The following is a 24,255-nucleotide window of genomic DNA, read 5'->3' on the forward strand; positions in this document are numbered from 1 at the left end:
GCTACGCACAACGCCGATCGCTCGCAGGATGCGGTTGGAAAATGACTTGAATCGGGTAGAGCCCGCCCCATGGCCTTGACTACCGTCGCTCGCCGCCCTCTTTGCAGGGCCTGTGTCCCTTTGGTTGGAGTTGTGGATGTCTGTCGATTCGGGTTTACAAGTGCGCGGCCTGCGCAAGCGCTACAACAACGGCGTCGAAGCGCTGCGCGGCGTGGACCTGAGTGTCGGCCCCGGGATGTATGGCTTGCTGGGGCCTAACGGCGCGGGCAAAAGCAGCCTGATGCGGACCCTGGCGACCCTGCAGCAACCCGACGCCGGCAGCATTCACCTGGACGGGGTGGATGTGTTGGCCGATTCCGATCATTTGCGCCGCCGCCTGGGCTATCTGCCGCAGCAACTGGGCGCGTATCCGGGCGTAAGTGCGCGGGACTTGCTCGATCGTTTTGCCTGGCTCAAGGGTCGTACCGACAACCGCCAGCGCCGCGAGGAAATCGAGGGCCTGCTGGACAAGGTCAACCTCCAGCAGGCCGCCCATCGGGCGCTCGCCACTTATTCGGGCGGCATGCTGCGCCGGTTCGGCATCGCCATGGCGCTGGTGGGCTCGCCACGCTTGTTGATCGTCGATGAGCCCACGGCGGGCCTCGACCCGGCGGAGCGCAACCGTTTCCATCGAGTGCTCGCCGATGTCGCCGCTGAGTCCATCGTGTTGCTTTCGACCCATATCGTCGAAGACGTCGAGAACCTCTGCAGCCGACTGGCGGTGCTGGCCGGTGGGCAGATCCTTGTCGAAGGCAGCCCGGCGCAGTTGCTGGGTGCCGAGCAGGGCCGATTGTGGGAAGCGTCCTTCGACCGTGGCGAGTCGCTGCCCGACGCCTTGCATGTGGCCGCCAGCCCGCTGGGCAGCCGCGTGATCGTGCACGGCGAGCGTCCTGCCGATCCACGTTTCCTGCCCCATGCGCCGCGCCTGGAAGACATCTATTACCTGGCATTGGCCCAGGCAGGTGAGGCGATCGACGCATGAATACCTTTGCTCTGCTGATGCGCGAAGCCTGGGTGGAAGTACGCGCCGGGCTGCGCAGCGGCATTCCGTTACTCGTCTTTCTCGGCCTGACCGGCTACCTGCTAATGGCCCTGGCCAACGCCGACTATGTGCAGAAAATGGGCGCCAGCGAGATCGCCCGCAATGCCCCGAGCCTGATTTACCTGATGTCGTGCGGCTGTATGTTCTTCCTGTTTTTTGCCTGGGCCTGGGTCTTTGCCCAACCCGCCCTGAGGGATCGCAAGGCGCAGTTGGAAGAAGTGCTGCTGGCCTTGCCGCTGTCGCTGCCGGCGCTGTTGTGGGGACGTTTTATCGGTGCGGCATTGGTGGGTGGTTTGCTCGCCAGTTCATTGATCGTCGGTTTTCTCGTCAGCCCGGTGCTGGGCTGGCTCGACTGGGTGCCGGCGGCGAGCATCGGCGCGCCCATGTGGTCGGCACTGGGGTTTGCCTGGGTCGCCTTGCTGTTGCCGGTGAGCACCGGGATCGGTGCGTTGTATTACCTGCTGGCCTTGCGCAGCCGAGGCCTGGCTGCGCCGTTTGCCTTGGCGACGGTGTTGATGCTGCTCTGGATGTTCGCGGTGGTGGTGCTCAAGGGCGGCCATATCAACCCGCTGCTGGCCGCCAGCCTTGACCCGTCGCTGTTTACCTTTGCCCAGGCCCAGGTGGAAACCTGGAGCGCCGCGCAGAAGTCCCAATCGCTATTGGCCTTGACCCCGGGGTTCTGGCTTAACCGGGCGCTGTGGTGTGGGTTGCCTTTGTTGCTGTTGGCCGTCGTCCTGGCCCGCACCAGCCGCCAGGGTTTGATGGGCCGACGCAGTGGCACCGTATTGGCCGAGCCACCGATGCTGCTGGCGAGCCACGTTCGCCTGCCCGGCCCATTATCCGCCAGCCTGTGGTCGCGGGCCTTGTGGCGTGAGGTTCGCTGGCAGGTGCGGCAGCTGTTTGCCCGGCGCATTGGCTGGGTGGCCCTCGGGTTGCTGCTGGCCATGGGCATACTCAGTGGGTTTGTCCACATCGTGTGGCATGCGCGCGGGCCGATGGTGCCGCGACCGGACCTGATCTTGCCGCTGTTATCGAGCGCATCGTTCCTGGTGATCGCTTTTATTGTCGCGGCGCTGGTGGGGCTGGTGTGTCGGCGCGATGACGTCGAAGGCCTGGGGGCGATGTTGCAGGCAACCCCGGCACCGGCATGGCTGCGCTTGTTGGGGCAGGTGGCCTGCGTGCTGGCGGCGACACTGGCCTTGGCGCTGGTACCGGGTGTTGCCAGCCTGGTGATCAGCGCGCTGGTCGCCCCCGACAACCTGGCACCGGGCTTTGTGCTGATCTATCAGGCGCTGGTGTTTGCGCCGCCGTTGCTGGAGTTGGCGATGCTCACGGTGCTGGTGCATGCGTTGGTCCGTCGCTCCGGCCTGGCGTACGCGACGTCAATGTTGCTGACGTTTTTCCTGGTGCTCAACCATGAGTTGGGGCTGGTCAGTTATCCCGCCTATGCCATGGCGATACCGGCCCATGTGGCCTTGTCACAACTCACGGGCTGGGCGCCCTGGCTGCCTTATCTGGCCACCTTGACCAGCTGGAAACTGGCCGGCTGCCTGGTACTGGTTGCGGTGGCGGCGCTGGCCTTGCCTCGGGGGCCGGAGCGCCGGCGTCTCATCGATGTACGCCGCAGCCTGCGGGGCTTGCCCGGTGCGCTGCTGGTGTTGGGGGTCGTGGGTTTACTGGGCAGCGGTGTGCTGTTGCATCGGCATCTGGTGGAGCAGGGCGATTACCAGTCGGTGGCCGAAGAACGGGCCGAGCGTGCCGAATGGGAACAGCGATGGTTGGCCGGGGCGGGTGCCTGGCAGGTGGCCGACGGCCGCTTGCACTTGCGCATCGATAGCGTTGCACGACGTGTTGAAGGTGAGTGGACGCTGGGGGCCGTGACCGCCGCCAATGAGCGCCTGGACGCAGAACTGCCGCCGGGTTTGCAGGTTGCTGCGGTAAGCGTCATGGGGCGGCCGGTGGTTTTCGAACAGGCGGCCGGGCACCTGCGTGTGCCCTTGGATGGGTGCGCGGCGAGCGGCTGCAACGTGCAACTGAACTGGACGCTGGATGCCGCCGGCTGGCCTTCCGAAGGTGATGCAATCTGGCTGGGACCGCGAGGGGTGTGGCTGCAAGCGCGCCGCCTGATGCCGCGCCTGGGCCTGGACAGCGAGCGCTTGCTGCGCGCGCCGGTACAACGTGCCGAAGCCGGTTTGCCGCCTCAAGTACCGAGCGTGCCGGCAGGGGCGTCAGTCGCCGTGGACGCCGTGGCTCCGGCGGCGGCGTGGCAGTGGCTGATCGAGGTTGATGGTCAGGCTTTCAACGGCCACAGCGTAGGGCCACTGGACTTCGCCTATCACGTGGCGGCGACGCAAGACCTCGACGGCGTGCAAGTGCTCGCTGATGCCGGTCGCCAGCAAACCGCCCGCGAGGTACGTGAAGACCTCGACGTCATGTCCGCCTGTGTGGCTCGGCGCCTGGGCAGCCGCCCGGCCGTCGAGTCCCTGAGCCAGTGGCCGCCCGGCATGGGGGGCAGCCAGTTGAGCCAGCGCCATCTGTTGCTCAGCCAGGCGCCGGATTGGGACGTGGCGCAGGTGAGCGTCGGGCGCTGGGCGCGCCGCGCGCATATCGCCGAACTGCTCGCACGCCGAATGTTGATCGACGCCAGCGACCTGCGCCAGGCCCCGGGCTATCTGTGGCTGAGCCAGGGCGTGGCGGGCGCGATCGGCTTGTTGTGTGTCGGCGACGTCGATGGCGCTGATGCCCGCTCGGCCTTGGTGAAGTTGATGGCCGATGACTTGACCCGCGCATTGGGCAATGACGGCGAGCCCATCGGCACCTTGGCCAATGCCCGGGAACAGGGTTGGGTCGCGACGTATGCACCGCTGGCCAGCCTGGATTGGGTGGCCGGGCAAAGCGTCGGACAACTGACGGCGATGACCGCAAATATCCGCAACGGCCAGGGATGGCCCGCCGCGATCCAGGACCTGCTGGGCGCGCCCTCCGATCAGGCGATCACCGCAGCGCTCAGGCGCTGGGGGCCTGCGCAATGAATTCGAACCATCCCCTTTGCCTGGAGCTTTTTCATGTCATCACAGCTGTCTATCCAACCGCTACGCCGTCCCCTCGGCTGGCGGGAGAATGTCTTGACCCAAACCCTGGCGCTGGCCTTGTCCAGCCAGATGTGCACGGCCTATGCCGCTGATTATCAACCTGCCGCCAGCGCGCCGGTGATCGAGCTGGCGCCGCTGATGGTCAGCGCCCGGTTGAACGAGGAGAGCGCCAAGGATATTCCCTTCGGGCTCTCTGTGATCGACGGACAGACCCTCGAAACCCGGCGTTTGCGCACGCTTGAAGACGCATTGCGCACCACGCCGGGTGTGGATGTGAACTCCTGGGGCGGCGCCAACGACGCCAATGTGCGCATCCGTGGGGTCGGTTCGCTGAACCAGATGAGCATGGACGACGGCTCGGTGGTGCTGAATGTGGACGGGGTGCCGATGTCGGTGCGCAACGCGGCGATGGCCACCCTCGATGTGGAACGGGTGGAGGTGCTCAAGGGCCCCCAGGGCACGCTGTTGGGGCGTAACAGTGAGGCGGGCGCGATCAATGTCACCACGCGCAAGCCAACGCGCGACGTGGAAGGCTATGTGCGCGGCGAAGTTGGCCAGCAAGGCCAGTTCATGAGCGAAGGCGCCGTGGGCGGGCCATTGACCGAAACCCTGGCCGGGCGCGTTGCCGTGCGCCGCAGCGGCTTCGATAACTGGGTCGACGACCAGCAGGACGGCGACCCATTGACCCAGCCTCGCGACCTGGCCCTGCGCGGCAGCCTGCTGTGGGACAACGAGCAAGGCACGACCGGTCTGCTGACCGCCGAGCGCCAGCGCGCCGAGCATTATGCCGGCCTGGAGTTGCTGCGCCCGTTTGGCAATCGTCCCAGCCTGGACTACACGCCCGGTACGTTCGATGGCAACCAGAAGACCAACGAGCGCTATTCTTTCGAGCTCAATCATGACCTGGCGCAGTCGCGAATCACCTCGATCAGCGCCTACACCAGCACCGACTTCAACGCGGTCAAAGGTTATGACCGCAACATCACCGAGGCCCTGTACGGTTCACCGTTCGAATACCTGATCGAAGATTCTGCCCATGAGCGGGTGTGGAGCCAGGACCTGCGTCTGGGCTCGCTGGTGGACGCCGATGTGTTCTGGGTGACCGGGGTAAACCTGTCGCGCTCCGAGCGCAGCTTCGATTCCGACAACTTCACCAACGGCGCACAACAGATGCGCGAGTTCAGCACCAACAGTTATGCCGCCTACGGCGAGGTGACGTACCCGATCGCCGAAGACTGGAAACTCACCACCGGCCTGCGCCACACCTGGGACCGCAAGACCTATGGGGCCGACTATTCCAGCGCCGGCATTACCGTCGGTGACAACCGCCGGTTGCAGGATAACTACAGCACCGGGCGCGTGGCGCTGAGCTACACGCTGACGCCGCAGACGAACCTGTATGCGGTGCTGTCGCGAGGCTATAAATCAGCCGGCTTCAACGATTACGCCACCTCGGTCAAGGACAGCGAGCCCTACAAGGCCGCCAAGGTGAACGCCGTCGAAGTCGGTTTCAAGCATGAAAGCGCCGAGGGGGCCTTGAGCCTGGAGGGGGCGTTGTTCCTGACCCGCGTGCAGGACGATCACCTGCTGGGGTATGACTTCAACACGCTGGCGGTCAGCGCCGTGAACGCCGACACCCGCAGCAAAGGCGCCGAGCTGTCGAGCACGTGGCATGTCACCGATGAGCTGACATTGGGCAGCGCCATTAGCTACACCAACGCGGTGGTGACTTCCGATGCTCCGGGGGTTTCTGGCGGTGATGTCGCGGCGGGAAGTCGTGTGCCGGATGTGCCGCTGTGGAGCGGCAACTTCAGCGTCGCCTGGCAGAAAGACCTGGGCGCGTTCCTGGGCTTGCCGGCGCCGCGCCTGAATACGCTGCTCAACTATCGCGTGCAGAAAAATCGCCCGGCCGACCCGCAGAATCACTACGACCTCAAGGGCTACGCCAAGCTGGACCTGCACCTGGGCGTGGAGAGCGGCGGTTCGGAAGTCTACCTGTGGGGCGACAACCTGCTTGATGCGCGATATGACCTGTACGGTTCGTATTCCACCGATCAAGTGCTGACCGGTATGCCGGGCCGAGGACGCTCGGCCGGCGTCGGGTACAGCTATTCGTTCTGAACGCCCTTTGAGTCAAAGGCAGGTTAGAACTGATAGGTGTAGCCGACACCCAAGGTGCGCCGCCGTGCCGGCGCACCGTAGGCCACCGGGTCACTGTAGAAACCATAGGTGTCGTAGGTTTGGTTCAGCAGGTTGTCGGCAAACGCATAGACTTCGCCAAACCGGCTTTCCAGGCCTGCGCGCAGGTCGAGTTTCTCGTAGTTGTCCAGGTTGAAATGATTTTGCGGATCGGCTGCGCGTTCGCCCACCAGGTGGTAATTGAGGCTGGTGTTCAGGGTGGTTTCGCCCATGCTGGCGAAGGTGCCCAACGGGTGCTGCCAACTGATGTTGAGGTTGCCGCTCCAGCGCGGTACATCCGGGGTACGGTTGCCGGCCGCGACGTCACCGGCCTGGATGCCGCGCACGGCGCTGGTGATCTTGGCGTCGAGGTAGGTGGCGCTGGCGGCCAGGGTCAGGCCATGGTCGAAGTGCCAGGTGCCTTCCAGTTCGGCACCGCGGGCGCGGGTATCGGCATTGAACGCATTGGTGGCGAAGGTTGCCGCGTTGTAGCCCAGCAGATGGTCGTCGTGCACGCGGGTGTAGAACAGCGCACCGTTCAAGCTGCCGCGGCGATCTTCTGTTTCACTTTTGAAACCCAGTTCAGCGGCTCTGCTGACCGCGGGCTTGTAGGGCGCGCTGTCGCTGACCTGCGACGCATAATCATTGAACCCCCCGGATTTATAGCCCCGCGCCAGTTGCACGTAGACGTTGGTTTGCGGGGTGAGCGCGTAGCTCAGGGCCGCGCGGCCGGTGCCGTAGTGGTCCGTCAGCTTGCGTGAATCGTCCACGGCGCTGGCGCCATCGATGTATTGGCCATCGTAGGTCTTGCGATCCCAGGAATGGCGATAGCCCGTCGTGAGTTTCAGGCGTTCGGTGAGTGGGAAGGTGATTTCGCCGTAGCCGGCATACGTGGTGGTGGTGAAATCGCGGAACCTGGCGCTGGTGCTGCCGTAGGTGTTGCGCGGCGTGTCGTAGCTGCGCTCGTTGCGGCTGGCGGCAAGGCCGGCGATCCAGAACGTGTCGGCGTCGGGCAGCGAGCTCAAGTGCAGGTCCTGGCTCCAACTGCGCTCGAAGGATTTGTCCACCACCCAGTACTCGCTGGGCGTGCCGTACAGCGCACCCATCAGTTTGCTGTCGTAGGCGATCAACCCCTCGAAGTCAGCGGTGGAGGTGGCGGTTGTAGAGGTCAGGCGACTGTTGGCGAAGTCATGATCGACCTTGACGGTGTAGCGCTCGGTGGTCTTGTAATTGTCGTCGAACAGGCCGGGCGTCAGGTCCAGGCTGGGGTCGCTGCCATAGGGGCGCAGCACCAGCGAGTTGGTGGCGCGCTCGGTTTTCTGGCGTTCGGCGCTGAACAGCACTTGGGTGTCATCGTTGAGGTCCCAGAGCAGGCTGGCGCGATAAGCCTCGTTGCGCGGCTGGGTGATGGGATCGTTGCTCTGATCGTTGTCGATCCAGCTGTCGTAGCCGGCACGGCGCACCGCCAGGCGACCGCTGAGGCTGTCGCTGATCGGTCCGCCGATGGCCCCTTCGCTGAGGAACTGGCCCTCCTGGCCGACTTCGCCGCGCACATAGCCTTCCACTTCACGGGTCGGCTGGCGGGTGGTGATGTTCACCGCGCCGGCCTGGCCAATCGCACCGGACATCGTCCCCTGGGGGCCCTTGAGCACTTCGATGCGGTCGATATCCAGGGTGCCGAAACCGAGGCTGCGCGACGATACCGGTACCCCGTCGATGTTGAATGCCACTGAGCTGTCATCCATCGACATCTGGTACAGCGAGCCGACGCCACGGATCAACACGTTGAAATCATTGGGGCCGCCGGATGAATTGACGCTGACCCCGGAACTGTTGCGCAAGGCGCTTTCCAGCGTGTCGAGGCGCTGGGTACGCAGTTGCTCGCCGCTGATGACGCTGAGGCTGATGGGCAGGTCCCTGGGATCTTCCTGCTCCATGCGCGCGGTCACCGTCGAGACGGGTAATTCGAAGACTTCACCAGTGGCGGCGAGGACTGGACTGGTTAGTGTCCAAGTTAAAACTATTGTTATAGTATTACGCTTGTAGCAAGATCGAGGGACGGTCGTTGTGTTGCGTCGTGCAGACATAATGGGACCTTGACTGAGGTTTTGAGCGGTGCGCGTGACCGTTGGCAGTAACGAATTGGCGCAGCAGGGTGACACGCTAGATGCTAATAATTATCAATTGCGCAACTCTACCCCGATGTGATCTGATTCGAGCCGTATCCGGTCAGCCAGGAGATTCACGATGTCAGTCGTTCAAGGAGGCGCAGGAGAGCCGATGCCGGTCTCGCGAATCATTACGGGAGAATATGGAAGCGACCTCGGACCCGGGGCGCACTGTCGGGTCACGCGCATGGCCCTGCAGGACGGACTCGACATCGTGCGCTGGCAAAGCAAGTTCGAGCAGCCGATCGAATTGCCCTTGCAGGATGACAGCGACTGCATTCACTTCAGCTTCACCAACCTGCTCAAGGGCAAGGCCGCCTGCAGCTTCCGTGACGGCCGTCGGCAGCGCCGCTACGTGATTGACGAAGGCGCGGGCTGCATCAGTTATGGCCGTCGTCGCGATGGCCTCTATCACCAGCACGGCGAGATCGACAACATCACGGTCATGGTCCGCCCCGAGGTGCTGTCACAGTGGGAGTTGAAACTCGATCCGCTGCTGAACAAGGCACTGGCCTGCGATCATTGTTTTCTTGATGGCCACCGCAGTGGCGAAATGAGCGCGACCGCGCATCTGTTGTGCATGGCCATGGACCAGGGACCAGACGCGCCGATGAGCCAACCCCGAAGCGGCCTCTGGCTGTATGGCCAGAGCGTGACGCTGGTCAGCCTGTTCCTGGAGGCACGGCGCAACGTGGGGTGCACCTGCCGTGTCAGTCATATCGATCGCCAACGCCTGTTGCGCGCGCGCGAACGACTGCTTGCCGATCTGGGCAAGGCGCCAAGCCTGTCAGAACTCGCTCGCGAGTCCGGAATGAGCCAGCCCAAGCTCACGCGCGGGTTTCGCCAACTGTTCTTGAACAGCGTCTACGGGGTCTTCCAGCAAGCGCGGATGATCCAGGCCCGGAGTCGATTGTTGAACGGTGAAGAGTCGGTGATGAGAATCGCCTCGGACCTTGGCTATGCCAATGCAAGCCATTTCGCCACAGCCTTTCGCAAACAGTTCGGGATCAATCCCTCGATCCTCAAACAGGGCGGAAGAAGTAAATTATCGATCTCGGCCAAGTGAGTCAAAACCGCCAGGGCAAGTGACCGCTCCATGGCGTCGCGTCCGTGACCCTGTACGTGGTCTGGCCGTGGCTGCGATTCAGATCATCAGGCTTGCCTGCGCCGATAATTGCGATTTTCATTTCAGTAACCTCCACGCTTGAACATACCGGTCATGCGGTATTCGAAGCGGCATGACCGGGGCGCTTTGCGGATTACTTTTGCGCCAGCAATGCCTTTCTTGCTGCCTTTTCGTTTTTCATGGCGGCGATTTCACGCTCGCAGGCCTCGACATCGAACGAGTTGTCCCACTTGGCAATGGCGATGGTTCCAATGCCGTTTCCGATCAAGTTGGTCACCGCCCGCGCTTCGTTCAGGAACCGGTCGATGCCCAAGAGCAACACCAGGCCAACCAGGGGGATGGAGTGAATGGTTGTCAGCGTGGCAGAGCAGGAAATGCTGGATGGGCGCCTAGTCAGGGCGCTCGACGAAAGCTGGGATATACCGCTGGAAATTCATCTGACCCATCCAACAGCGCCACTCAGTCAATCGGCCGAAGCGTTCTGGGCCCGGGTAGGGCAGTGACCCGGCGCGTTTCATGTAGCGCATAGCGTAGCCGTTAGACCAGAGCCATGTTCGATCGCCCACATCAGCCGCCGCGCTGTATCTGCTCCAGTATCAGGCTGTCGGTGATGTTCATGTCGTCCAGCAGCAGAAACATCTTGCTCAGCACCTCGGCCATTTTTCTGTCGGTGTCGGCGAACGGCAGGTAGAACTCCGTGGAGCTGCTGCCTGCGGGCACGATGCACAGGTAGTTGCCAGGTTCGATATGGATGGCCGCGCTGCCCAGGTGAATGCGGTAGTTCGCACGCTGGCCGGTAATGTGCAGAAAATGCCCTTCACATTTAACGTTTTGCAACCCTAGCCCCTGAACCAACTCACCGACCAGTTCGGCGCGTCGTTGCAGGGTTTCTTGGCTGGTGCTGTAGTCGTCTGCGGTGTGGGCCACGGAGACCAGCAGGTCGGCGTCGCGCATGATTTCCGAGAACAGCAGCGGTGGTACTTGCTCAAGGGGTAGGGCTTTTTGGTCGCGGTAGAACGCAATCGTGTCGAAGGTAAAGTGTTCTGTTTCCGAGAGGTAATGGCCGGTGTCCAGAAAGTTGAACGTGGCGTATATGCCGTGCTCTTTGCTCTCGTAGTAGATGTCCTCGACGCTTGAGGTCGACCAGTTGCGGACCTGCAGCAACCGGGCGGCGACTTTACCTTTGAGGCGGTGACCGGCAAATCGGTTGGACCACAGGCCGGTGTCCCGCTCAGCAGGTGTTAACAGGTACAGCTCGCGAAAGGCCTGTTTGAACGGCTGCACGCGGCGATGGGTCACCACTTCTTTCTGCCAGGCCGACAGTTGTCCGGCCGTGAACAGATGAAAAGGGTGAGCGATACGCAGAGTCCTTTCAGCGACTTGTTGGCGGCCTTCCAGGTCAGTCACCGTCAGCGTTGCGGCATCGAGCCAGCCCAGCGCAGCGTCGTCGGCCTGCACAATCAGCTGTTCGAGCAGCAGGCGAACCGCGGGCATTTTCAACAGCGGCTTCAGGTCGTCCAGAGCCAGGGTTTCGCCGCTGCTCATCATCGCTTCCAGGGTGCGGCAGAAACGGGCGATCTGTTCCTTGAGCTGGGTCTGTTGCGTTTTGAGGGCAATGAAGTCTGGGTTTTTGCGCACCGCAGGCGGTGCGGTCTTGAGTGTCTTTGCGGCTTTGCAGATGTGCAGCGTGGGCGACAAGCCGTCGATGATGAGCGTGATGTCATAGCCATCGATGGTGGCAGCCGTCAGCGCGGATTCGGCGATCTGCGATTCCATGGCCCATTCCAGGCGAATCGCCGAGGGGTAACCGGCGGCACGCGCCAGGTTTTCCAGGCCTGCCTGCACCGCTGCGTGGGAGTTGGCCTGTCGCTGAGCGCCGTATTTGCGCACCTCTTTGTGCAGCTTCTTGAGTGTCAGATAGCGCTGGCGTACGTCGTCCGGCCCCGTGACGGGCAGCAGGCCATAGATGCGCATTGCCGGCTGTGCGTGGCGGGACAACTTCTTTTCCAGCGCCGGTCGACCGATGCCCTGGTAGGCGTCGAGCAGCACACGCGTCTCGGGAAACGCCCAGTGCGAGGGTTCGAGCGCCGCGAGGTATTCGCGCAGGTGGTCGGGGTCGGCCTCGGCCAGTGCCTTGTCCAGCAGGTAGCGGTCCACCACACCCACGGTTTCATCCAGCGTATTGGGCAGGTCGGTGCCCCAGCCGGATTGAGGTGCCAGGGCAATGTTCAGGTATTCACGCTGGAAGGCTTGCAGATCACTCCAACCGAGCGCGTCGAGCACCACTCGGCTGGCTTGTCCGGCGTAGGGCAGGGCGGTCAGCAGGCTATTTCTGGAAAAACCGGTTAGCGCCGCGAGCAGCTCTGCCGATGGGTTCCTGGGCAATTGCTGAAGCGACAGGAAGCGCTCGAGCACCGCGGCCGTGTAGCCGAATCCGTCAAGAAAGTTATCCGGCGTCATGCCCAGTCGTTCGACGACCGCCAGGGCCTGCAACAACCAGCGGGTCTGATACACCTCCACCGAACGGAAGGTGTCAGCCAGCTTCTCGGCGTTAGCGGGCAATCCAGCCAGGGCGTCCTCGACATAACGAACGGTGAAGTTCACCAGTTCAGGGGGCACCGCAGCAGCTTCTTCAGTGGGGGGCTCATCGCTCTGGGACGACTCATCATCGAGGCCTTCGTCTTCCGGGGCCTCGTCGTTTGAATCGTCCTCGTCGAACGCTTCCTCGGCGTACCGATCCAGGTCCACATCATCGCTGTCCAGCCCGGTGTCGTCGCAATAGAACATCATGGCGCGGCCCCAGGTATTGGCTGCCCGGACGAAGCGAGGGTAGTCGAGGCGGCCCGCTTCCAGCAGGCCCAGCGCGATGCGCTGGATTTCCTTGTGCACGTAGATATACGCGTCGGCGATTTTCCTTTGTTCGTCACCGGGCGTTGAAGGGGGCTGCTCGCGGTTCCAGCTGCCGTCCAGCAACCATTCGGCGAAGGTCTGCCAGGCCGGGGTGGGCGGGTAATTGCTCAGGCGATTGATGCACGCCGGGACGTCGGGGAAGGCCCAGGCCTGATCCGGGCTTCTTCGGTAATAGGCCGGGCCATCTTCGTCAGTGGGCAATGGATAGTCACTGTCCTCGAAAGCAAATTGCAGCATGTGCTGCAGTCGCGCGCAGATCTGCGCCAGTGAATAGGCATCCGGGTGAGCCGTGATCCACGCATCGCAGAGTCGATGTTGCAGTCCATAGCGCTGTTGATCGCGACGGTCCTCCAGATCGTCCCAAACGGTCGGGAACACAAAACCATCAGCCAGCGCTTTGGGCCCCTCCTGGGGATGCTGCCTGACCCAGTCATCGGCTATGCGCAGGCAGTCGATGCCGTCCCAGAAATCGGGCTCGAATTGGTCATATTGGCTGAGCTCGGGATAGTCATCCAACGCGCTATCACAGAATGCTCGCAGCGCAGCGAGGCGTGTGGCTTGATCGGGCACAGGGCGGCGTGATTGCATGAGGGTATCCGAGGGAAGTGAACGACGAAGATCAACCGCCAATCAGCGGCACGAGGCGGATAAACGCGAGCGTGGAAGGGGGGCTCAATTCGATTGTCTCATCGAGACTTTGCAGCATGACGCCGTTGTGGAGAACGCGGAACGCACGGGCTTCAAAACCCTTCAGGGCTCGCTCGACTTCAACGCCGACATCCAGGTCTGGAGGTGCGCTGGCTTGGGGCATGACCACCGCGCCTTCACTGGCTTGCTGAAGAACGTCCCGCTCGCTCAGGTATTGGCGGTCGAGCACTTCACGCAGCGACACGTGTTCCAGCCAGTGCTGGACCGACAGCGCGGCGATCTGCTCGGCAACGGTCAGGCGAATGAGCTCGGCGACCGTCAAGGTCAACGAACTCGGTGTCAGGGTGACAGGGGGCAGCAAAGGCTCCTGGCGTGCGCCTTTCAGGCAATAGCTATGAACCACTAACTCCATGACGCATTCCTTGCAAGCCAGGCCAGCCGGGGGGATGGCGCATTAGCATATCCCGGTCTGCGATAAACTTCATCGCGCTGCGCGCTCGGGCGGAGTAATAGAAGCCTGATAGGTGAACGATTATGGTTGGCATGAATCCATCGCATGCTCCGGTGTTGTGGCTGCGATCTCAACAGTGCCTGACTACATCCAGAGCAGGCGTGCCGGTCGAGACGTCTATTTAATGTGTCTTTAAAGGTTCAGGGCTTAGGCGGTGAGAGCGGAGTCGGCAAGATGGGCGTTACTGCCGCACTACGGCAGCTATTCAAGGATTCACGAAATAGATGAAGCAACTCGTTCAAGAAAGCAACCAAGGGCCCGTGCCAAATGTCGGTAGAGGGGCTGCTGTCCATATAACTTTATGAGCAGCTTCTCTTGATTTTCATTATAAAAATACAACCAGCCAATTTGATGGTTCATACAGTATTCTTTAGGTTGTCACCAAACCGTTACATAAAAGGTTTCACGCCGATAAGCATTCGCTGTCATCGAATTTATGTATCACCATTCTCGATGGCAAAAAGAGCTTGTGCTCGTGAAAAATAAAGGTTAAAAATTGGATCCAATATGGAACTCGGCTCTTCGGTAGCCTTAGGCTGCTGATTGTCGTTCATAGGCCTTTTATGGATGAGGACTTTAGTCCCAGGGACGGTTGATTTGAATCCAATGCATACTGAGTCTGACAGCTATAGCACGCCAAGGGCTAGGAGTGGGTGATAGCTATCTGAATATTTGTACTTGTCCTTCACGGGTCGCATGAACCTGGGTGTTGACTATGCGCGGCAAATAATGGCTGCGCTAATGATGGCTCCTGCGACCGCTCATGTTCGAAAAGCGCAGCACGCCTTGCTACGTTGGTACTATGAAAAACAAAGCAATTACGTCGAACGTTCTACTCATGGGGGCTGCGATTATTTGGGGGTGTGCGTTTGTTCCTCAAAAAATTGGCATGGATGCAATTGGACCTTTTTGGTTTACAGCCATACGCTTTGCTATCGGAACAACTCTGATACTGCCTTTGCTTTATTTTGAGAAAGACACCGCCAAGCTCACCTCAAAGGATTGGATGAAAGGGATTGCTGTGGGTGTAATCCTTTTTGGTGGGATAAATCTTCAGCAGGTGGCTTTAATCTATGCGTCAGTAGCCAATACTGGCTTTATTACTGGCCTCTACGTCGCGCTCGTGCCTTTACTTTGCCTGTTTGCTGGGCAGCGCCACGGCGCCGGACTTTGGGTTGGTGTGATTTTAGCGATGATTGGTCTGTATTTGCTGAGTGTCCATGGCGCATTGCAAGTTAACCCCGGCGATCTGCTTACGTTGCTCAGTTCTATTTTTTGGGCGTTGCAAGTGATAGCTCTTTCTTCTTTCTGTCACAGTCTGCCGCCGATTAAACTTGCGATAATCCAGTCAGGAACATGCGTACTAATGTCGTTGGTACTTGCACTTTTTGTGGAGCCTATATCCGGCCAGATGGTTCGAGACGCCTACATTCCGTTGCTATATGGAAGCGTGATGTCAGTCGCGGTAGGTTTTACTTTGCAGATTCTGGCTCAAAGACATATCAAGGCAGCACATAGCGCGATCATTCTTAGCACGGAGTCCGTGATCGCCGCAGTCGCAGCCTGGGCCATCCTCGGAGAAACTCTGGGGACCAGGGAGGTTTTAGGATGCGTCCTGATATTGGCGGGTACTCTTATAGCTCAATTTTCCGGTGCACAGTTGAGTACAGCCCCCGTGCCCAGCGCAAAGGGAAGGCAAGTGACGGAAAGCGTCTGAATCTTTTATCCGCTTGAGACCAAGGAGAGGGCAATGACCGCTTTAGAGAAAACGCTGCTGTCAGAAGAAGAGCGCGAATCGATGACAGCTAATCCCGCAAGGCAGGACGAAGCATTTTTGAAAGGCGCCTATGCGTATCTGTCAAACACTGCTCTGACTGCAAGATACTCTGTAATTTCCGGAATTATCGAAGAGTATGATTGCGACCGAATACTTGACGTAGGTTGCTACACCGGAGGATTAAGAGCTTCTCTGAATCGCCACAGGGCATACCATGGAATCGATATTTCGACGCATGCGATATTAGACGCTCGTAAAAATTACTCCAACTTTGAGCGAACTCGCTTTACCGTTGGTGATGTTCGTACAGTCAGGTTTCCCGAGGAAAGTTTCACCTGCGTCGTATGGGCCGGTATCGGATTTGGTTATTCGCAGACCGACAATCAGTCTTTTACAGACCTGTTTGATAAGACATGTGAGTTTTGCAGCGAAGAGGGGATCTTGATTTTTGAATGCATAGAAGGATACTCTTGGATACAAGCCCATATAGAGAGGGTGAGTAAAATTCTCAATGTGCTACAGGTTACATATCCGTTGGCTACAGTTCATAATAAACGCACATTGTTTGTTTCTAGAAAAATCTGAAGCAAAAAAACGCTGCTATTCATAGCAGCGTTTTTTATTAGCTCAATTTGTTTTCCGTCAGTCTAAGTTGATTGCCAAACGGGTCGGCTATTTGCAGTGTGGTCGATGCCTCGGTATGACTTACAATGACAAGTTTTCCAGCCGGCAATCGGGTGCGAAGCTCAAGATAAAACTGATCAATACCTGATACATGCACCATTACTACCGCGCCTGGTTCTGCATCACCTTCGTGTTCGGTGAGATGCAGAACTAGTTTGTCTTTTCGGATTTGCAAATACACAGGGTGGTTTCGCTGCTGATAGATCCAGTCTATTGTAAAGCCTAGGCAATCTATATAGTGCTCTCGAGCGAGCCGCTCTGAGGAAATTTTGAAAACCGGTATGGCAGTTGCAAGTTCCATGCGTGCGTACCTGATGTTGTCCTTTCCGAAGATTACTTAAATTGAAGTATTAGATCAAGTGTAACGTTGAGCGAAATGGCAGTGCCTAATGATGGTCTAAGCGGTGAGCTCGAAAACTACGGTTTTCGTTATCAGCGCTTCTTAATCCCGCGTTGAGTAAATCTGCGTTGTCAGTCAAGCCCCGGCAAACACCTTCGAATGAACTTTTCCACTCGCAGTGATAAGTCCATGGATTATGAAACCAATATCTCGCCATAGAGTTGCACCAACGAACGAGCAGCGGCATTCGTCAAATACATGGGGTTCACTTCATTCGAACTAAATCCAGGGTGGGTGGTGACTTGGCAGTACATTGCCTGGCCCAGGGGGAGGTCAGAAAACGGTTTTCTTGAAGGGCGAGCGGATACGCCCCGATAGAACGACAAAATGGCGAGCACCTGTACGACGACGGCTCCTGTCACGACGGTGACGGCGACGATGGTGAAGGCGGAGTGCCCATGCGTCCTGCCAGACTGAGTCGCTGTTTCATCAATTCGATCGAAGAAGGCCTGGCGTACAGGGCGGATTTGAATCGCCGACTCGACTTGACAAGACTTTCACCGGACAGCCCGTTGCCCGCGTTGCCGGAGGAGTCTGAGTTTGATGGCATTCGAACTGAGCGTTGGTCAAAAGCTCCAGTACCTGGCTACTGATCGGAACGGCGGAACACCTTGCCGATAAGCTTTCAGCGTTATACGAATCGAATGCCGTCGATGGCTACAACCTCATGTTTCCGTTTTTGCCAACGGACTTCGAAGTATTCAAGCGCGGCGTGGTGCCTTTGCTGCAAGCCAAAGGAGTTTTCCGCAAGGAATATGAACCTTTGGCTTCCATCGACAGCGTCACCTACGACTATCTTGCAAGAGACAACAGTGACGAGATAAAAGGCCTGAAGATCCTGGCGCGAAGTGTGCGCAGTCCCTGCCTGCCTTACATCACGTCGATTCATTGAACGGCGACGGACGCAGATTCAATCAGGAGCGCAATGAACGAAGCGTTGAAACAGCTTCCTGAGGTTGCTCGAGCGCTGGCTATCAAGGAAGTCTTGCCGGCCAGTGAGGCTGACTATGAGTGTCTGCTGGAATATGAGCGCAGCGCGAACCATCGCGGCTTTTCATTTGTATTTTAGCGGTGCGCGCAAGAGTGATGTCTGATCAGGTCGTCAGGCTGTCATTGCACGATTGGTGGCAACAATTTGCTCATGAGTGAACTGACTGCCGGGAGCCATGAACTGGGCCAGAAGTGCGTCCCGGTTTTGAGGCGCTCTCAATTTATCAGCCGCGCATAAGGCTGATTTCAGCTCCGGCAGTGTTAGTTCTGTGCAGTACGCAGGCGTGCCTGGTTGCTGATGCCAGGAGCTCTCAAGGCTGCCAGCGGCAAGCGCGGTGAAGCCGGTATCCTCGACAAGATCCTGCGCAATTGCCTCAGCCTTGATGTCATCCCCAGCGACCGGCAAGGCGATGCGTGTTGAGGACCCGGCGGGTTGGCCTTTGTCGGCAAGTGTCGCTGCGAGGAGGGCGTTCCATGCCTTAATGACCGGGCGGCCAATTTGCTCGCTTACCCAGACGCTTTCGGGTTTGCCGTCGTCAACTTCCTTGATTGCCCCGTCACGTCCCGGATAGTAATTGGACGTATCAATGACGACGACTTTCTCGGGAACATGGCTCAACGTCTGCTTGAGATCAGGGTATTTGGCGAAGGGAATCGAGAGGATAACAACGTCCACCTCGGACACCGCCTCTTCCTTGGCCACCGCCTGTACACCGATTTCGTTGGCAAGGTTCTGAATGCTCTGCGGGCCCTTCGAGTTGGCCAGTTTAACTTCATGGCCGCACGCTGCGAGCTTACGGGCAAGGGTAGCCCCGATGTTGCCTGCGCCGATAATTCCGATTTTCATTCCAATACCTCCTCGCATAAAACACTATTCAGTTACCGCTTGGCTGGGTGTGCGAATGAATTAAGCGTGTCGCGAAGATCCAGCAATTCTTCAGGCGTCAGCTGACAGGCGGATTCAATCTTTTCAGTAATTCCCCAAAGCTCATGCCGAAGTGCCTCGCCTGCGTGAGTGAGCGCGATGAGCACGCGACGTTCATCGGCTCGGTCACGCGTTCGAGTCACAACGCCAAGCAACTCCAGCCTCTTCAAAAGCGGCGTGATGGTGCCGGTGTCCATGCCGAGCTTTGTACCGAGATCTCCCACTGCGCGAGGCTGTGCAGTGAAAAGCTCGAGCATCACAAGGTACTGAGGGAATGTCAGGCCAAATGGCTCCAAAAGCGGCTTATGCAGCCGCGCCATTCGGTTTGCTGCGCCGTAGAGAGCAAAAGACAATTGCTGGCCTACCTCGCGTTTCTGGAAATCACCTTGTTTTGTCATTTGTCTAGTCAGCTATTATCTAGTGCGCTACATAAAGTAGCGCACATGTCTCAACGCTTCAACCACACGGGGTAAGAATCTCCTTCAGGCGCTATTCAAACAAGCGGTGGCCCATCAAGGCAGGTACCACTGACACGGTTAACCTCATTCTGCCGGTGCTTTGTATCCCGCAAGCATGTTCAATATCTCATCATGCGCACCGTTCGCTTCAGCAAGCCGCAATGGTTTGGCGCGTTCGACGACAAGTTCCCGTGGGGTCGGGGTAATCTCGAGTAGCTCGAAGATTTCGTTCAAGAACTCGTCCAAAGGCATGGCGTGTTCGTCATTCTCCTGCCCCAGCAAAGTGGTACGTACACCCGGTGGCGCAAGCTCGATAACCTCAACTGACGAGGCCTCCAGTTGCACGCGAAGACTTTGAGTGAATGAATGGACGGCCGCTTTGGTTGCGCTGTAGGTCGGTGTTGCAGGCAGCGGGACGAATGCCAAAGCCGAACTGACATTGATGATCGTTGCACTGGGCTGCTTGATCAGTTGGGGAGTGAATGCGTACACCATGCGAATCGTGCCCAGCAAGTTCGTGGTCACGATATCTTCGGCGGTGCTCAGGTTTTGCGGATCAGTCAGATCCTCCCAGTGCATGATGCCCGCGTTATTTATGAGCACGTTCAGATTCGGGTGGCTGATCGCAAGCGCTTCGCTGGTGCGCTGGATGGATTGTGGATCGCAGACGTCCAGCAATACCGATTCAAGACCTGGATGTTCCGACACGATCTTGTCGAGCAGAGCCTTGCGCCGTCCCGCGATGATGACGTTGTTTCCCGCCTTGTGAAGCCTGAGTGCCAGACCAAGGCCGATGCCTGAGGTGCTGCCGGTAACCAGGATCGTGTTGCCAGTGCTGTTCATAGTAAACTCCGGTAAGGGGATTCAAGCGGACAGTTGTCCACTTGCCAAAAAATTACCGGACAACTGTCCGCTTTGCAATGCTGCGAAGGAAAAAACTTTGCCCAGGAATGACGAATTGGCGATGCGTTCTGACGCCAAGAAAAACCGAGAACGAATTCTGAAGGTCGCTGTGGCAGAGCTGACACTCGATCCTGCGGTCCCGCTGAGCGCAATTGCGAAGAAAGCCGGCGTGGGGCAGGGCACGTTCTATCGCCATTTCGCCAACAGAGAGGCGCTGGTCTTCGAGGTTTATCAATTCGAAATGCAGCAAGTGGCCTCGCTGGCCGAACAGCTGCTCGCTACAAAACCACCTAAGGAGGCCCTGCGAGAATGGATGGATTGCCTCGTTGAATATGCAATGACAAAGTCCGGACTTGCGACCGCGATTCGGCAAGCAGCCTCTACTTACGAGTTCCCAGGGAAGTCGGGATACGCCCCCGTCCAGGCAGCCGCCGAGTTGCTTTTGAGGGCAAATGAAAAGGCCGGAACGATTCGCAGCGGGGTGACCCACGACGACTTTTTTCTAGCCACTGCCGGAATATGGCAAATAGATTCCCAGGGCGAATGGCGCTCACGTCTCGCCAGATTGATGAACCTGGTCATGGATGGTCTATGCGCTGGCAGCCCCGAAAGCCTGAAGAAAGAACCGTCCAGCACTGAGTGACCGGAGGGAAGTAGAGCGACTATCAAGATCGTCTATCAAACGAAAGCGCAAGATTACTGCTGCTGCACCACGGCCGATCATGCCGTATTCGAAGCGGCATGACCGGGGCGCTTTGCGGATTACTTTTGCGCCAGCAATGCCTTTCTTGCTGCCTTTTCGTTTTTCATGGCGGCGATTTCACGCTCGCAGGCCTCGACATCGAACGAGTTGTCCCACTTGGCAATGGCGATGGTGCCAATGCCATTGCCGATCAAGTTGGTCACCGCCCGCGCTTCGTTCAGGAACCGGTCGATGCCCAAGAGCAACACCAGGCCAACCAGGGGGATGGAGTGAATGGTTGTCAGCGTGGCAGCCAGCGTTACGAAGCCCGCGCCCGCCACGCCAGCCGAGCCTTTTGAGGTCAGCAGGAATACGCCCAGCAGAATCATCTGATCCACAAAAGTCAGTGGCGTATTGGTCGCCTGGGCGATAAAGATCGCGGCCATGGTGAGATAGATGCAGGTGCCGTCCGCATTGAAGGTGTACCCGGTTGGCAACACCATGCCCACGACGGATTTTTTGCAGCCAAGCTTTTCAAGCTTCACCATCATTCGCGGCAGCACGGCTTCGGTTGAGCAGGTGCCAAGGGTGATGAGAATTTCATCTTTGAAATAACGCAGAAACTGCATGAGCGGCATGCCCGACCAGCGAGCAACCGCACCCAGCACGACCACGATGAAAATCAAGGTCGTGAGGTAGAGCGCGACCAGCAACTGGCCGAGCGACAGCAAGGTACCGATTCCGTATTTGCCGATCGTGAACGCCATGCCGGCACCGGCACCAAGTGGCGCCAGGCGCATGACCATTGCAACGATCTTGAACAGGCCTTGCAGGAACAGATCAAGGGTGTTGATCAGCGGCTTGCTGGTTTCGCCCATTTGAACCAGGGCAACACCCATCAAGACCGAAAGCAGGATGACCTGGAGCATGACGCCATTGGAGAAGGCGCCGATGAAGGTTTGCGGGATGATATTGAGAAAGAACTCAATGGCGCCACCTTGCTCACTGGCAACTTGGCTGTATTTGCTGATGGCACCGCCATCCAGCGCGCTAGCGTTGATGTTCATACCGACGCCAGGCTTGACGATGTTGACCACAATCAGGCCGACGACCAGGGCGATGGTGGAAAGAATCTCGAAGTAGATCAGCGCTTTTACGCCAATCCGTCCGACCTCCTTGATACTGCCCATCTTGGCGATACCGACAACGACCGTACCGAAAATAATCGGCGCCAACAGCATTTTGATCAGTTTGATGAAGCCATCGGCAAAGGGTTGGAGCTTGGCACCGATATCAGGCACGAAGTAACCGATTGCTGCACCGATCACGATGCCGATGAGTACTTGCACATACAGCTGGCCATACCAGCGGGATTTGGAGATTTCCACGGAAGCACCTCATTTTATTTTTGTGATGGGCTGTGGCTTGGCGTCGAGAGGGGACACCGGGTGCTGCGGCCTCTTTGACAGAGACCGCAGATCGAGGGTGATCAGCTTTCGCCCAATTCACGCATGACGGCATACAAAGCGGATTTGGCTTCGAAGCCGACACCTGGAATATCCGGCAGGCCGACATAGCCGTTTTCCACCTGGATCCCGTCAGCGAAGCCACCGAAAGGCTGGAACACATCGGGGTACGATTCGTTACCGCCCAGGTGCAGACCCGCGGCGATGTTCAGGGACATCTGGTGACCACCATGCGGAACTACGCGGCGGGAAGACCAACCCATTTCTTCCATCACCTTGAGGGTGCGCATGTACTCCACGAGCCCGTAGGACAGCGCGCAGTCGAACTGGAGATAGTCGCGATCGGGGCGCATGCCGCCGTGGCGCAGCAGGTTGCGGGCGTCCTGGTGGGAGAACAGGTTTTCCCCGGTGGCCATGGGCAGTTCATAGTGATTGGCGAGCTCGGCCTGGAGTGCGTAATCCAGTGGATCGCCGACCTCTTCGTACCAGAAGAGGTTGTACGGCTTGATGGCCTCGGCGTACGCAATACCGGTCTGCAGATCGAAACGACCGTTGGCATCGACGGCTAGCCGACGACCATCGCCAACCACTTCAAGCACCGCTTCGATGCGACGGATATCTTCGTCCAGCGGCACCGCACCGATCTTCATCTTGACGACGTCGTAGCCACGATCCAGATAGCTCTGCATTTCCGCCTTGAGCTTGGTCTGGTCTTTGCCTGGGTAGTAGTAGCCGCCCGCTGCATAGACCCAGACCTTGTCATCGGCCACGCCGTTACGGTAACGGTCGGCCAGCAGGCGATACAGCGGTTTGCCTTCAATCTTGGCGACGGCGTCCCATACGGCCATGTCGATGGTGCCCACCGCAACCGAGCGCTCGCCATGGCCGCCTGGCTTTTCGTTGGTCATCAAGGTTTTCCAGATGGCGAACGGGTCCAGGTTGTTGTTGGCATGGTCGATGAGCGTGTCTGGATCCGCTTCCGTGATACGCGCCAGGAAACGATCACGCATCAGTGCGCCCTGGCCATAGCGGCCATTGGAGTTGAAACCGTAGCCGATGACAGGCTTTCCGTCGCGAATCACATCTGTGATGACAGCGACAACCGAGCACGTCATCTTCGAAAAATCGATGTAGGCGTTAGCGATTGGGGAGGCAATGGAAACAGTTTTTTCACGAATGTCTACGATGCGCATGACGGGGTCCTCTTGTTGTTTGTAGCCCCACGTTAGGCTTTGCGATGTCACCCGCCCAATGCTATTAATGCCGCACCCTATGCACAGGAGGCATGGCCCTTGGAACTCGTTTGGCTTGAGGATTTTTCAGCGCTTGCGGAGTACGGCAGCTTCGTTCGGGCGGCTGAAGCGCGGCACGTTACCCAGCCGGCATTCAGTCGCAGAGTGCGCTCGCTGGAGAGCTGGATGGGGGTGCAATTGTTCGTGCGAACGCCTCAAGGCGCGACGCTGACTGAAGCCGGAAGGCAAATTTTGCCCAGTGCCCAGGAGGCTGCCAGGCGCTTGTACAGAATGCGCAACGAGGCGCAAGAGGTCGCTGGAATGGCTGCCAGGTCGCTTCAATTTGCGGCAACGCATTCCCTGTCGTTTACATTTTTTCCCCGGTGGCTTCGAAGCTCGGAGAGCGGTGCGCCCATTGAGGCTGTGCAACTGCACTCCGATAGCATGGCTGTCTGTGAGCAGATGCTGATACATGGCCAGGTTCAGTTTCTGCTCTGCCATCGCCATCCCGATGTTCCACCTTTGCTCGCCCCAGATCAGTTCATCGGCAAAAAGGTGGGTGAAGACGTTCTCGTTCCTCTGGCGAGTGCTTCTGCCAACTTCGGTACCTCGCCTGCGGCATTGCCATACCTGGCTTACACCCATGAGTCTGGACTGGGGCGTATCGTCGCCCACAGGTTGCGTGGCAAAGAAGATTACCTGCACCTCAAACCCCTTTTCAGCAGCCACCTTGCAGCCGTGCTGATGTCCATGGCCCTGGAAAGCAAAGGCGTGGCCTGGTTGCCCAAGAGCCTCACCGAGCAGGAAATGCTGGATGGGCGCCTAGTCAGGGCGCTCGACGAAAGCTGGGACATACCGCTGGAAATTCATCTGACCCGTCCATCGGCGCCACTCAGTCAATCGGCCGAAGCGTTCTGGGCTCGGGTGGGGCAGTGACCCGGCGCGTTTCATGTAACGCGCTGCGTTGCTCAATAAAAATAGAATTTGAGTGTGCAAATCGCCGCTGATCCCTTGCCGGGACCGC

The 24,255-nt window shown here is 58.7% G+C and carries 19 protein-coding genes and 2 pseudogenes; 11 read left to right on the plus strand and 10 right to left on the minus strand.

What is annotated here, in order from left to right:
• Positions 1 to 136 precede the first annotated feature (136 nt).
• The 3 genes from AD662_RS11685 to AD662_RS11695 are packed head-to-tail and all read left to right on the plus strand — an operon-like array spanning position 137 to position 6,294.
• Positions 137 to 1,021 (plus strand): ABC transporter ATP-binding protein, encoded by an 885-nt coding sequence (locus AD662_RS11685; RefSeq protein WP_053187365.1) that lies wholly within the window; start codon positions 137 to 139, stop codon positions 1,019 to 1,021.
• Complete coding sequence (locus AD662_RS11690) at positions 1,018 to 4,113, plus strand: hypothetical protein (RefSeq protein WP_053187367.1); 3,096 nt, start codon at positions 1,018 to 1,020, stop codon at positions 4,111 to 4,113. Before AD662_RS11685 ends, AD662_RS11690 begins: the two co-directional genes overlap by 4 nt.
• Positions 4,114 to 4,146: 33 nt before the next feature.
• Positions 4,147 to 6,294: a TonB-dependent receptor gene (locus AD662_RS11695; RefSeq protein WP_053187370.1), complete on the plus strand. Its 2,148-nt coding sequence runs from the start codon at positions 4,147 to 4,149 to the stop codon at positions 6,292 to 6,294.
• A 23-nt stretch (positions 6,295 to 6,317) separates the two neighbouring features.
• Here the strand turns inward: AD662_RS11695 and AD662_RS11700 are convergent, their stop codons facing one another.
• The gene (locus tag AD662_RS11700; RefSeq protein WP_235862398.1) at positions 6,318 to 8,288 is read right to left on the minus strand and encodes a TonB-dependent receptor; all 1,971 of its coding nucleotides are present in this window, start codon (positions 8,286 to 8,288) and stop codon (positions 6,318 to 6,320) included.
• Between the two features lie 310 nt (positions 8,289 to 8,598).
• On the opposite strand from AD662_RS11700, the gene AD662_RS11705 reads away from it, so the two are divergent.
• A complete protein-coding gene (locus AD662_RS11705) occupies positions 8,599 to 9,585 on the plus strand; it encodes a helix-turn-helix transcriptional regulator (RefSeq protein ID WP_074849658.1) in 987 nt (328 codons plus the stop codon).
• Positions 9,586 to 9,778: 193 nt separating this feature from the next.
• Here AD662_RS11705 and AD662_RS11710 read toward each other — a convergent pair.
• Positions 9,779 to 10,021, minus strand: a pseudogene (locus AD662_RS11710) (C4-dicarboxylate transporter DctA); the annotation flags it as partial.
• Between AD662_RS11710 and AD662_RS29650 the strand changes: the two are divergent.
• A pseudogene (locus AD662_RS29650) lies at positions 10,002 to 10,148 on the plus strand (LysR family transcriptional regulator); the annotation flags it as partial. The pseudogenes AD662_RS11710 and AD662_RS29650 overlap by 20 nt on opposite strands.
• A 64-nt stretch (positions 10,149 to 10,212) precedes the next feature.
• On the opposite strand, the gene AD662_RS11715 reads toward AD662_RS29650, so the two are convergent.
• On the minus strand, positions 10,213 to 13,143 hold the full coding sequence (locus AD662_RS11715) for a DUF4132 domain-containing protein (RefSeq protein ID WP_053187378.1): 2,931 nt from the start codon (positions 13,141 to 13,143) through the stop codon (positions 10,213 to 10,215).
• A 31-nt stretch (positions 13,144 to 13,174) separates the two neighbouring features.
• The gene (locus AD662_RS11720; RefSeq protein WP_018605292.1) at positions 13,175 to 13,615 is read right to left on the minus strand and encodes a hypothetical protein; all 441 of its coding nucleotides are present in this window, start codon (positions 13,613 to 13,615) and stop codon (positions 13,175 to 13,177) included.
• Between the two features lie 901 nt (positions 13,616 to 14,516).
• Here AD662_RS11720 and AD662_RS11725 point away from each other — a divergent pair.
• Together AD662_RS11725 and AD662_RS11730 are read left to right on the plus strand one after the other, a co-directional pair.
• On the plus strand, positions 14,517 to 15,431 hold the full coding sequence (locus AD662_RS11725) for a DMT family transporter (protein ID WP_074849779.1): 915 nt from the start codon (positions 14,517 to 14,519) through the stop codon (positions 15,429 to 15,431).
• Between the two features lie 33 nt (positions 15,432 to 15,464).
• Complete coding sequence (locus tag AD662_RS11730) at positions 15,465 to 16,076, plus strand: class I SAM-dependent methyltransferase (RefSeq protein ID WP_018605288.1); 612 nt, start codon at positions 15,465 to 15,467, stop codon at positions 16,074 to 16,076.
• Positions 16,077 to 16,113: 37 nt separating this feature from the next.
• On the opposite strand, the gene AD662_RS28485 is transcribed toward AD662_RS11730, so the two are convergent.
• Positions 16,114 to 16,476, minus strand: coding sequence for a glyoxalase superfamily protein (locus AD662_RS28485; protein WP_074849662.1), 363 nt, complete (start codon positions 16,474 to 16,476; stop codon positions 16,114 to 16,116).
• A gap of 661 nt (positions 16,477 to 17,137) precedes the next feature.
• Between AD662_RS28485 and AD662_RS11735 the strand changes: the two genes are divergently transcribed.
• Entirely contained in the window at positions 17,138 to 17,467 is a 330-nt protein-coding gene (locus AD662_RS11735; RefSeq protein WP_018605284.1) for a Luciferase-like, subgroup, read from the plus strand.
• A gap of 33 nt (positions 17,468 to 17,500) precedes the next feature.
• Positions 17,501 to 17,644, plus strand: coding sequence for a hypothetical protein (locus AD662_RS29285; RefSeq protein ID WP_156334904.1), 144 nt, complete (start codon positions 17,501 to 17,503; stop codon positions 17,642 to 17,644).
• Between the two features lie 33 nt (positions 17,645 to 17,677).
• Here AD662_RS29285 and AD662_RS11740 read toward each other — a convergent pair whose 3' ends face one another.
• The 3 genes from AD662_RS11740 to AD662_RS11750 all read right to left on the minus strand — a co-directional run bounded on the left by AD662_RS11740 (position 17,678) and on the right by AD662_RS11750 (position 19,791).
• The gene (locus AD662_RS11740; RefSeq protein WP_053187384.1) at positions 17,678 to 18,412 is read right to left on the minus strand and encodes an NADPH-dependent F420 reductase; all 735 of its coding nucleotides are present in this window, start codon (positions 18,410 to 18,412) and stop codon (positions 17,678 to 17,680) included.
• 32 nt (positions 18,413 to 18,444) lie between these two features.
• The gene (locus AD662_RS11745; RefSeq protein WP_053187387.1) at positions 18,445 to 18,888 is read right to left on the minus strand and encodes a MarR family winged helix-turn-helix transcriptional regulator; all 444 of its coding nucleotides are present in this window, start codon (positions 18,886 to 18,888) and stop codon (positions 18,445 to 18,447) included.
• Positions 18,889 to 19,032: 144 nt separating this feature from the next.
• Entirely contained in the window at positions 19,033 to 19,791 is a 759-nt protein-coding gene (locus AD662_RS11750) for an SDR family oxidoreductase (RefSeq protein WP_053187390.1), read from the minus strand.
• Between the two features lie 121 nt (positions 19,792 to 19,912).
• Between AD662_RS11750 and AD662_RS11755 the strand changes: the two genes are divergently transcribed.
• Positions 19,913 to 20,494 (plus strand): TetR/AcrR family transcriptional regulator, encoded by a 582-nt coding sequence (locus AD662_RS11755; RefSeq protein WP_053187609.1) that lies wholly within the window; start codon positions 19,913 to 19,915, stop codon positions 20,492 to 20,494.
• A 119-nt stretch (positions 20,495 to 20,613) separates the two neighbouring features.
• On the opposite strand, the gene dctA is transcribed toward AD662_RS11755, so the two are convergent.
• Together dctA and AD662_RS11765 are read right to left on the minus strand one after the other, a co-directional pair.
• A complete protein-coding gene (gene dctA / locus AD662_RS11760; protein ID WP_053187394.1) occupies positions 20,614 to 21,921 on the minus strand; it encodes a C4-dicarboxylate transporter DctA in 1,308 nt (435 codons plus the stop codon).
• Between the two features lie 101 nt (positions 21,922 to 22,022).
• Complete coding sequence (locus AD662_RS11765; protein ID WP_018600327.1) at positions 22,023 to 23,192, minus strand: mandelate racemase/muconate lactonizing enzyme family protein; 1,170 nt, start codon at positions 23,190 to 23,192, stop codon at positions 22,023 to 22,025.
• Positions 23,193 to 23,291: 99 nt separating this feature from the next.
• Between AD662_RS11765 and AD662_RS11770 the strand changes: the two genes are divergently transcribed.
• Positions 23,292 to 24,167 carry a LysR family transcriptional regulator gene (locus tag AD662_RS11770; RefSeq protein ID WP_053187398.1) on the plus strand — a complete coding sequence of 292 codons (876 nt, stop codon included), beginning with the start codon at positions 23,292 to 23,294 and terminating at the stop codon, positions 24,165 to 24,167.
• Positions 24,168 to 24,255 lie beyond the last annotated feature (88 nt).

It is taken from the genome of Pseudomonas kilonensis, assembly GCF_001269885.1.
Classification (GTDB): domain Bacteria; phylum Pseudomonadota; class Gammaproteobacteria; order Pseudomonadales; family Pseudomonadaceae; genus Aquipseudomonas; species Aquipseudomonas kilonensis.

What these genes read in the sequence shown, in the direction of transcription:
- AD662_RS11755 (WP_053187609.1), top strand. Translation starts at nt 19,913, where the DNA reads ATGCGTTCTGACGCCAAGAAAAACCGAGAACGAATTCTGAAGGTCGCT.
- AD662_RS11700 (WP_235862398.1), bottom strand. Translation starts at nt 8,288, where the DNA reads ATGGAGCAGGAAGATCCCAGGGACCTGCCCATCAGCCTCAGCGTCATC.
- AD662_RS11740 (WP_053187384.1), bottom strand. Translation starts at nt 18,412, where the DNA reads ATGAAAATCGGAATTATCGGCGCAGGCAACATCGGGGCTACCCTTGCC.
- AD662_RS11695 (WP_053187370.1), top strand. Translation starts at nt 4,147, where the DNA reads ATGTCATCACAGCTGTCTATCCAACCGCTACGCCGTCCCCTCGGCTGG.
- AD662_RS11750 (WP_053187390.1), bottom strand. Translation starts at nt 19,791, where the DNA reads ATGAACAGCACTGGCAACACGATCCTGGTTACCGGCAGCACCTCAGGC.
- AD662_RS11715 (WP_053187378.1), bottom strand. Translation starts at nt 13,143, where the DNA reads ATGCAATCACGCCGCCCTGTGCCCGATCAAGCCACACGCCTCGCTGCG.
- AD662_RS11730 (WP_018605288.1), top strand. Translation starts at nt 15,465, where the DNA reads ATGACCGCTTTAGAGAAAACGCTGCTGTCAGAAGAAGAGCGCGAATCG.
- AD662_RS11725 (WP_074849779.1), top strand. Translation starts at nt 14,517, where the DNA reads ATGAAAAACAAAGCAATTACGTCGAACGTTCTACTCATGGGGGCTGCG.
- AD662_RS11685 (WP_053187365.1), top strand. Translation starts at nt 137, where the DNA reads ATGTCTGTCGATTCGGGTTTACAAGTGCGCGGCCTGCGCAAGCGCTAC.
- AD662_RS11745 (WP_053187387.1), bottom strand. Translation starts at nt 18,888, where the DNA reads ATGACAAAACAAGGTGATTTCCAGAAACGCGAGGTAGGCCAGCAATTG.
- AD662_RS11765 (WP_018600327.1), bottom strand. Translation starts at nt 23,192, where the DNA reads ATGCGCATCGTAGACATTCGTGAAAAAACTGTTTCCATTGCCTCCCCA.
- AD662_RS11690 (WP_053187367.1), top strand. Translation starts at nt 1,018, where the DNA reads ATGAATACCTTTGCTCTGCTGATGCGCGAAGCCTGGGTGGAAGTACGC.
- AD662_RS28485 (WP_074849662.1), bottom strand. Translation starts at nt 16,476, where the DNA reads ATGGAACTTGCAACTGCCATACCGGTTTTCAAAATTTCCTCAGAGCGG.
- AD662_RS11720 (WP_018605292.1), bottom strand. Translation starts at nt 13,615, where the DNA reads ATGGAGTTAGTGGTTCATAGCTATTGCCTGAAAGGCGCACGCCAGGAG.
- AD662_RS29285 (WP_156334904.1), top strand. Translation starts at nt 17,501, where the DNA reads ATGAACGAAGCGTTGAAACAGCTTCCTGAGGTTGCTCGAGCGCTGGCT.
- AD662_RS11705 (WP_074849658.1), top strand. Translation starts at nt 8,599, where the DNA reads ATGTCAGTCGTTCAAGGAGGCGCAGGAGAGCCGATGCCGGTCTCGCGA.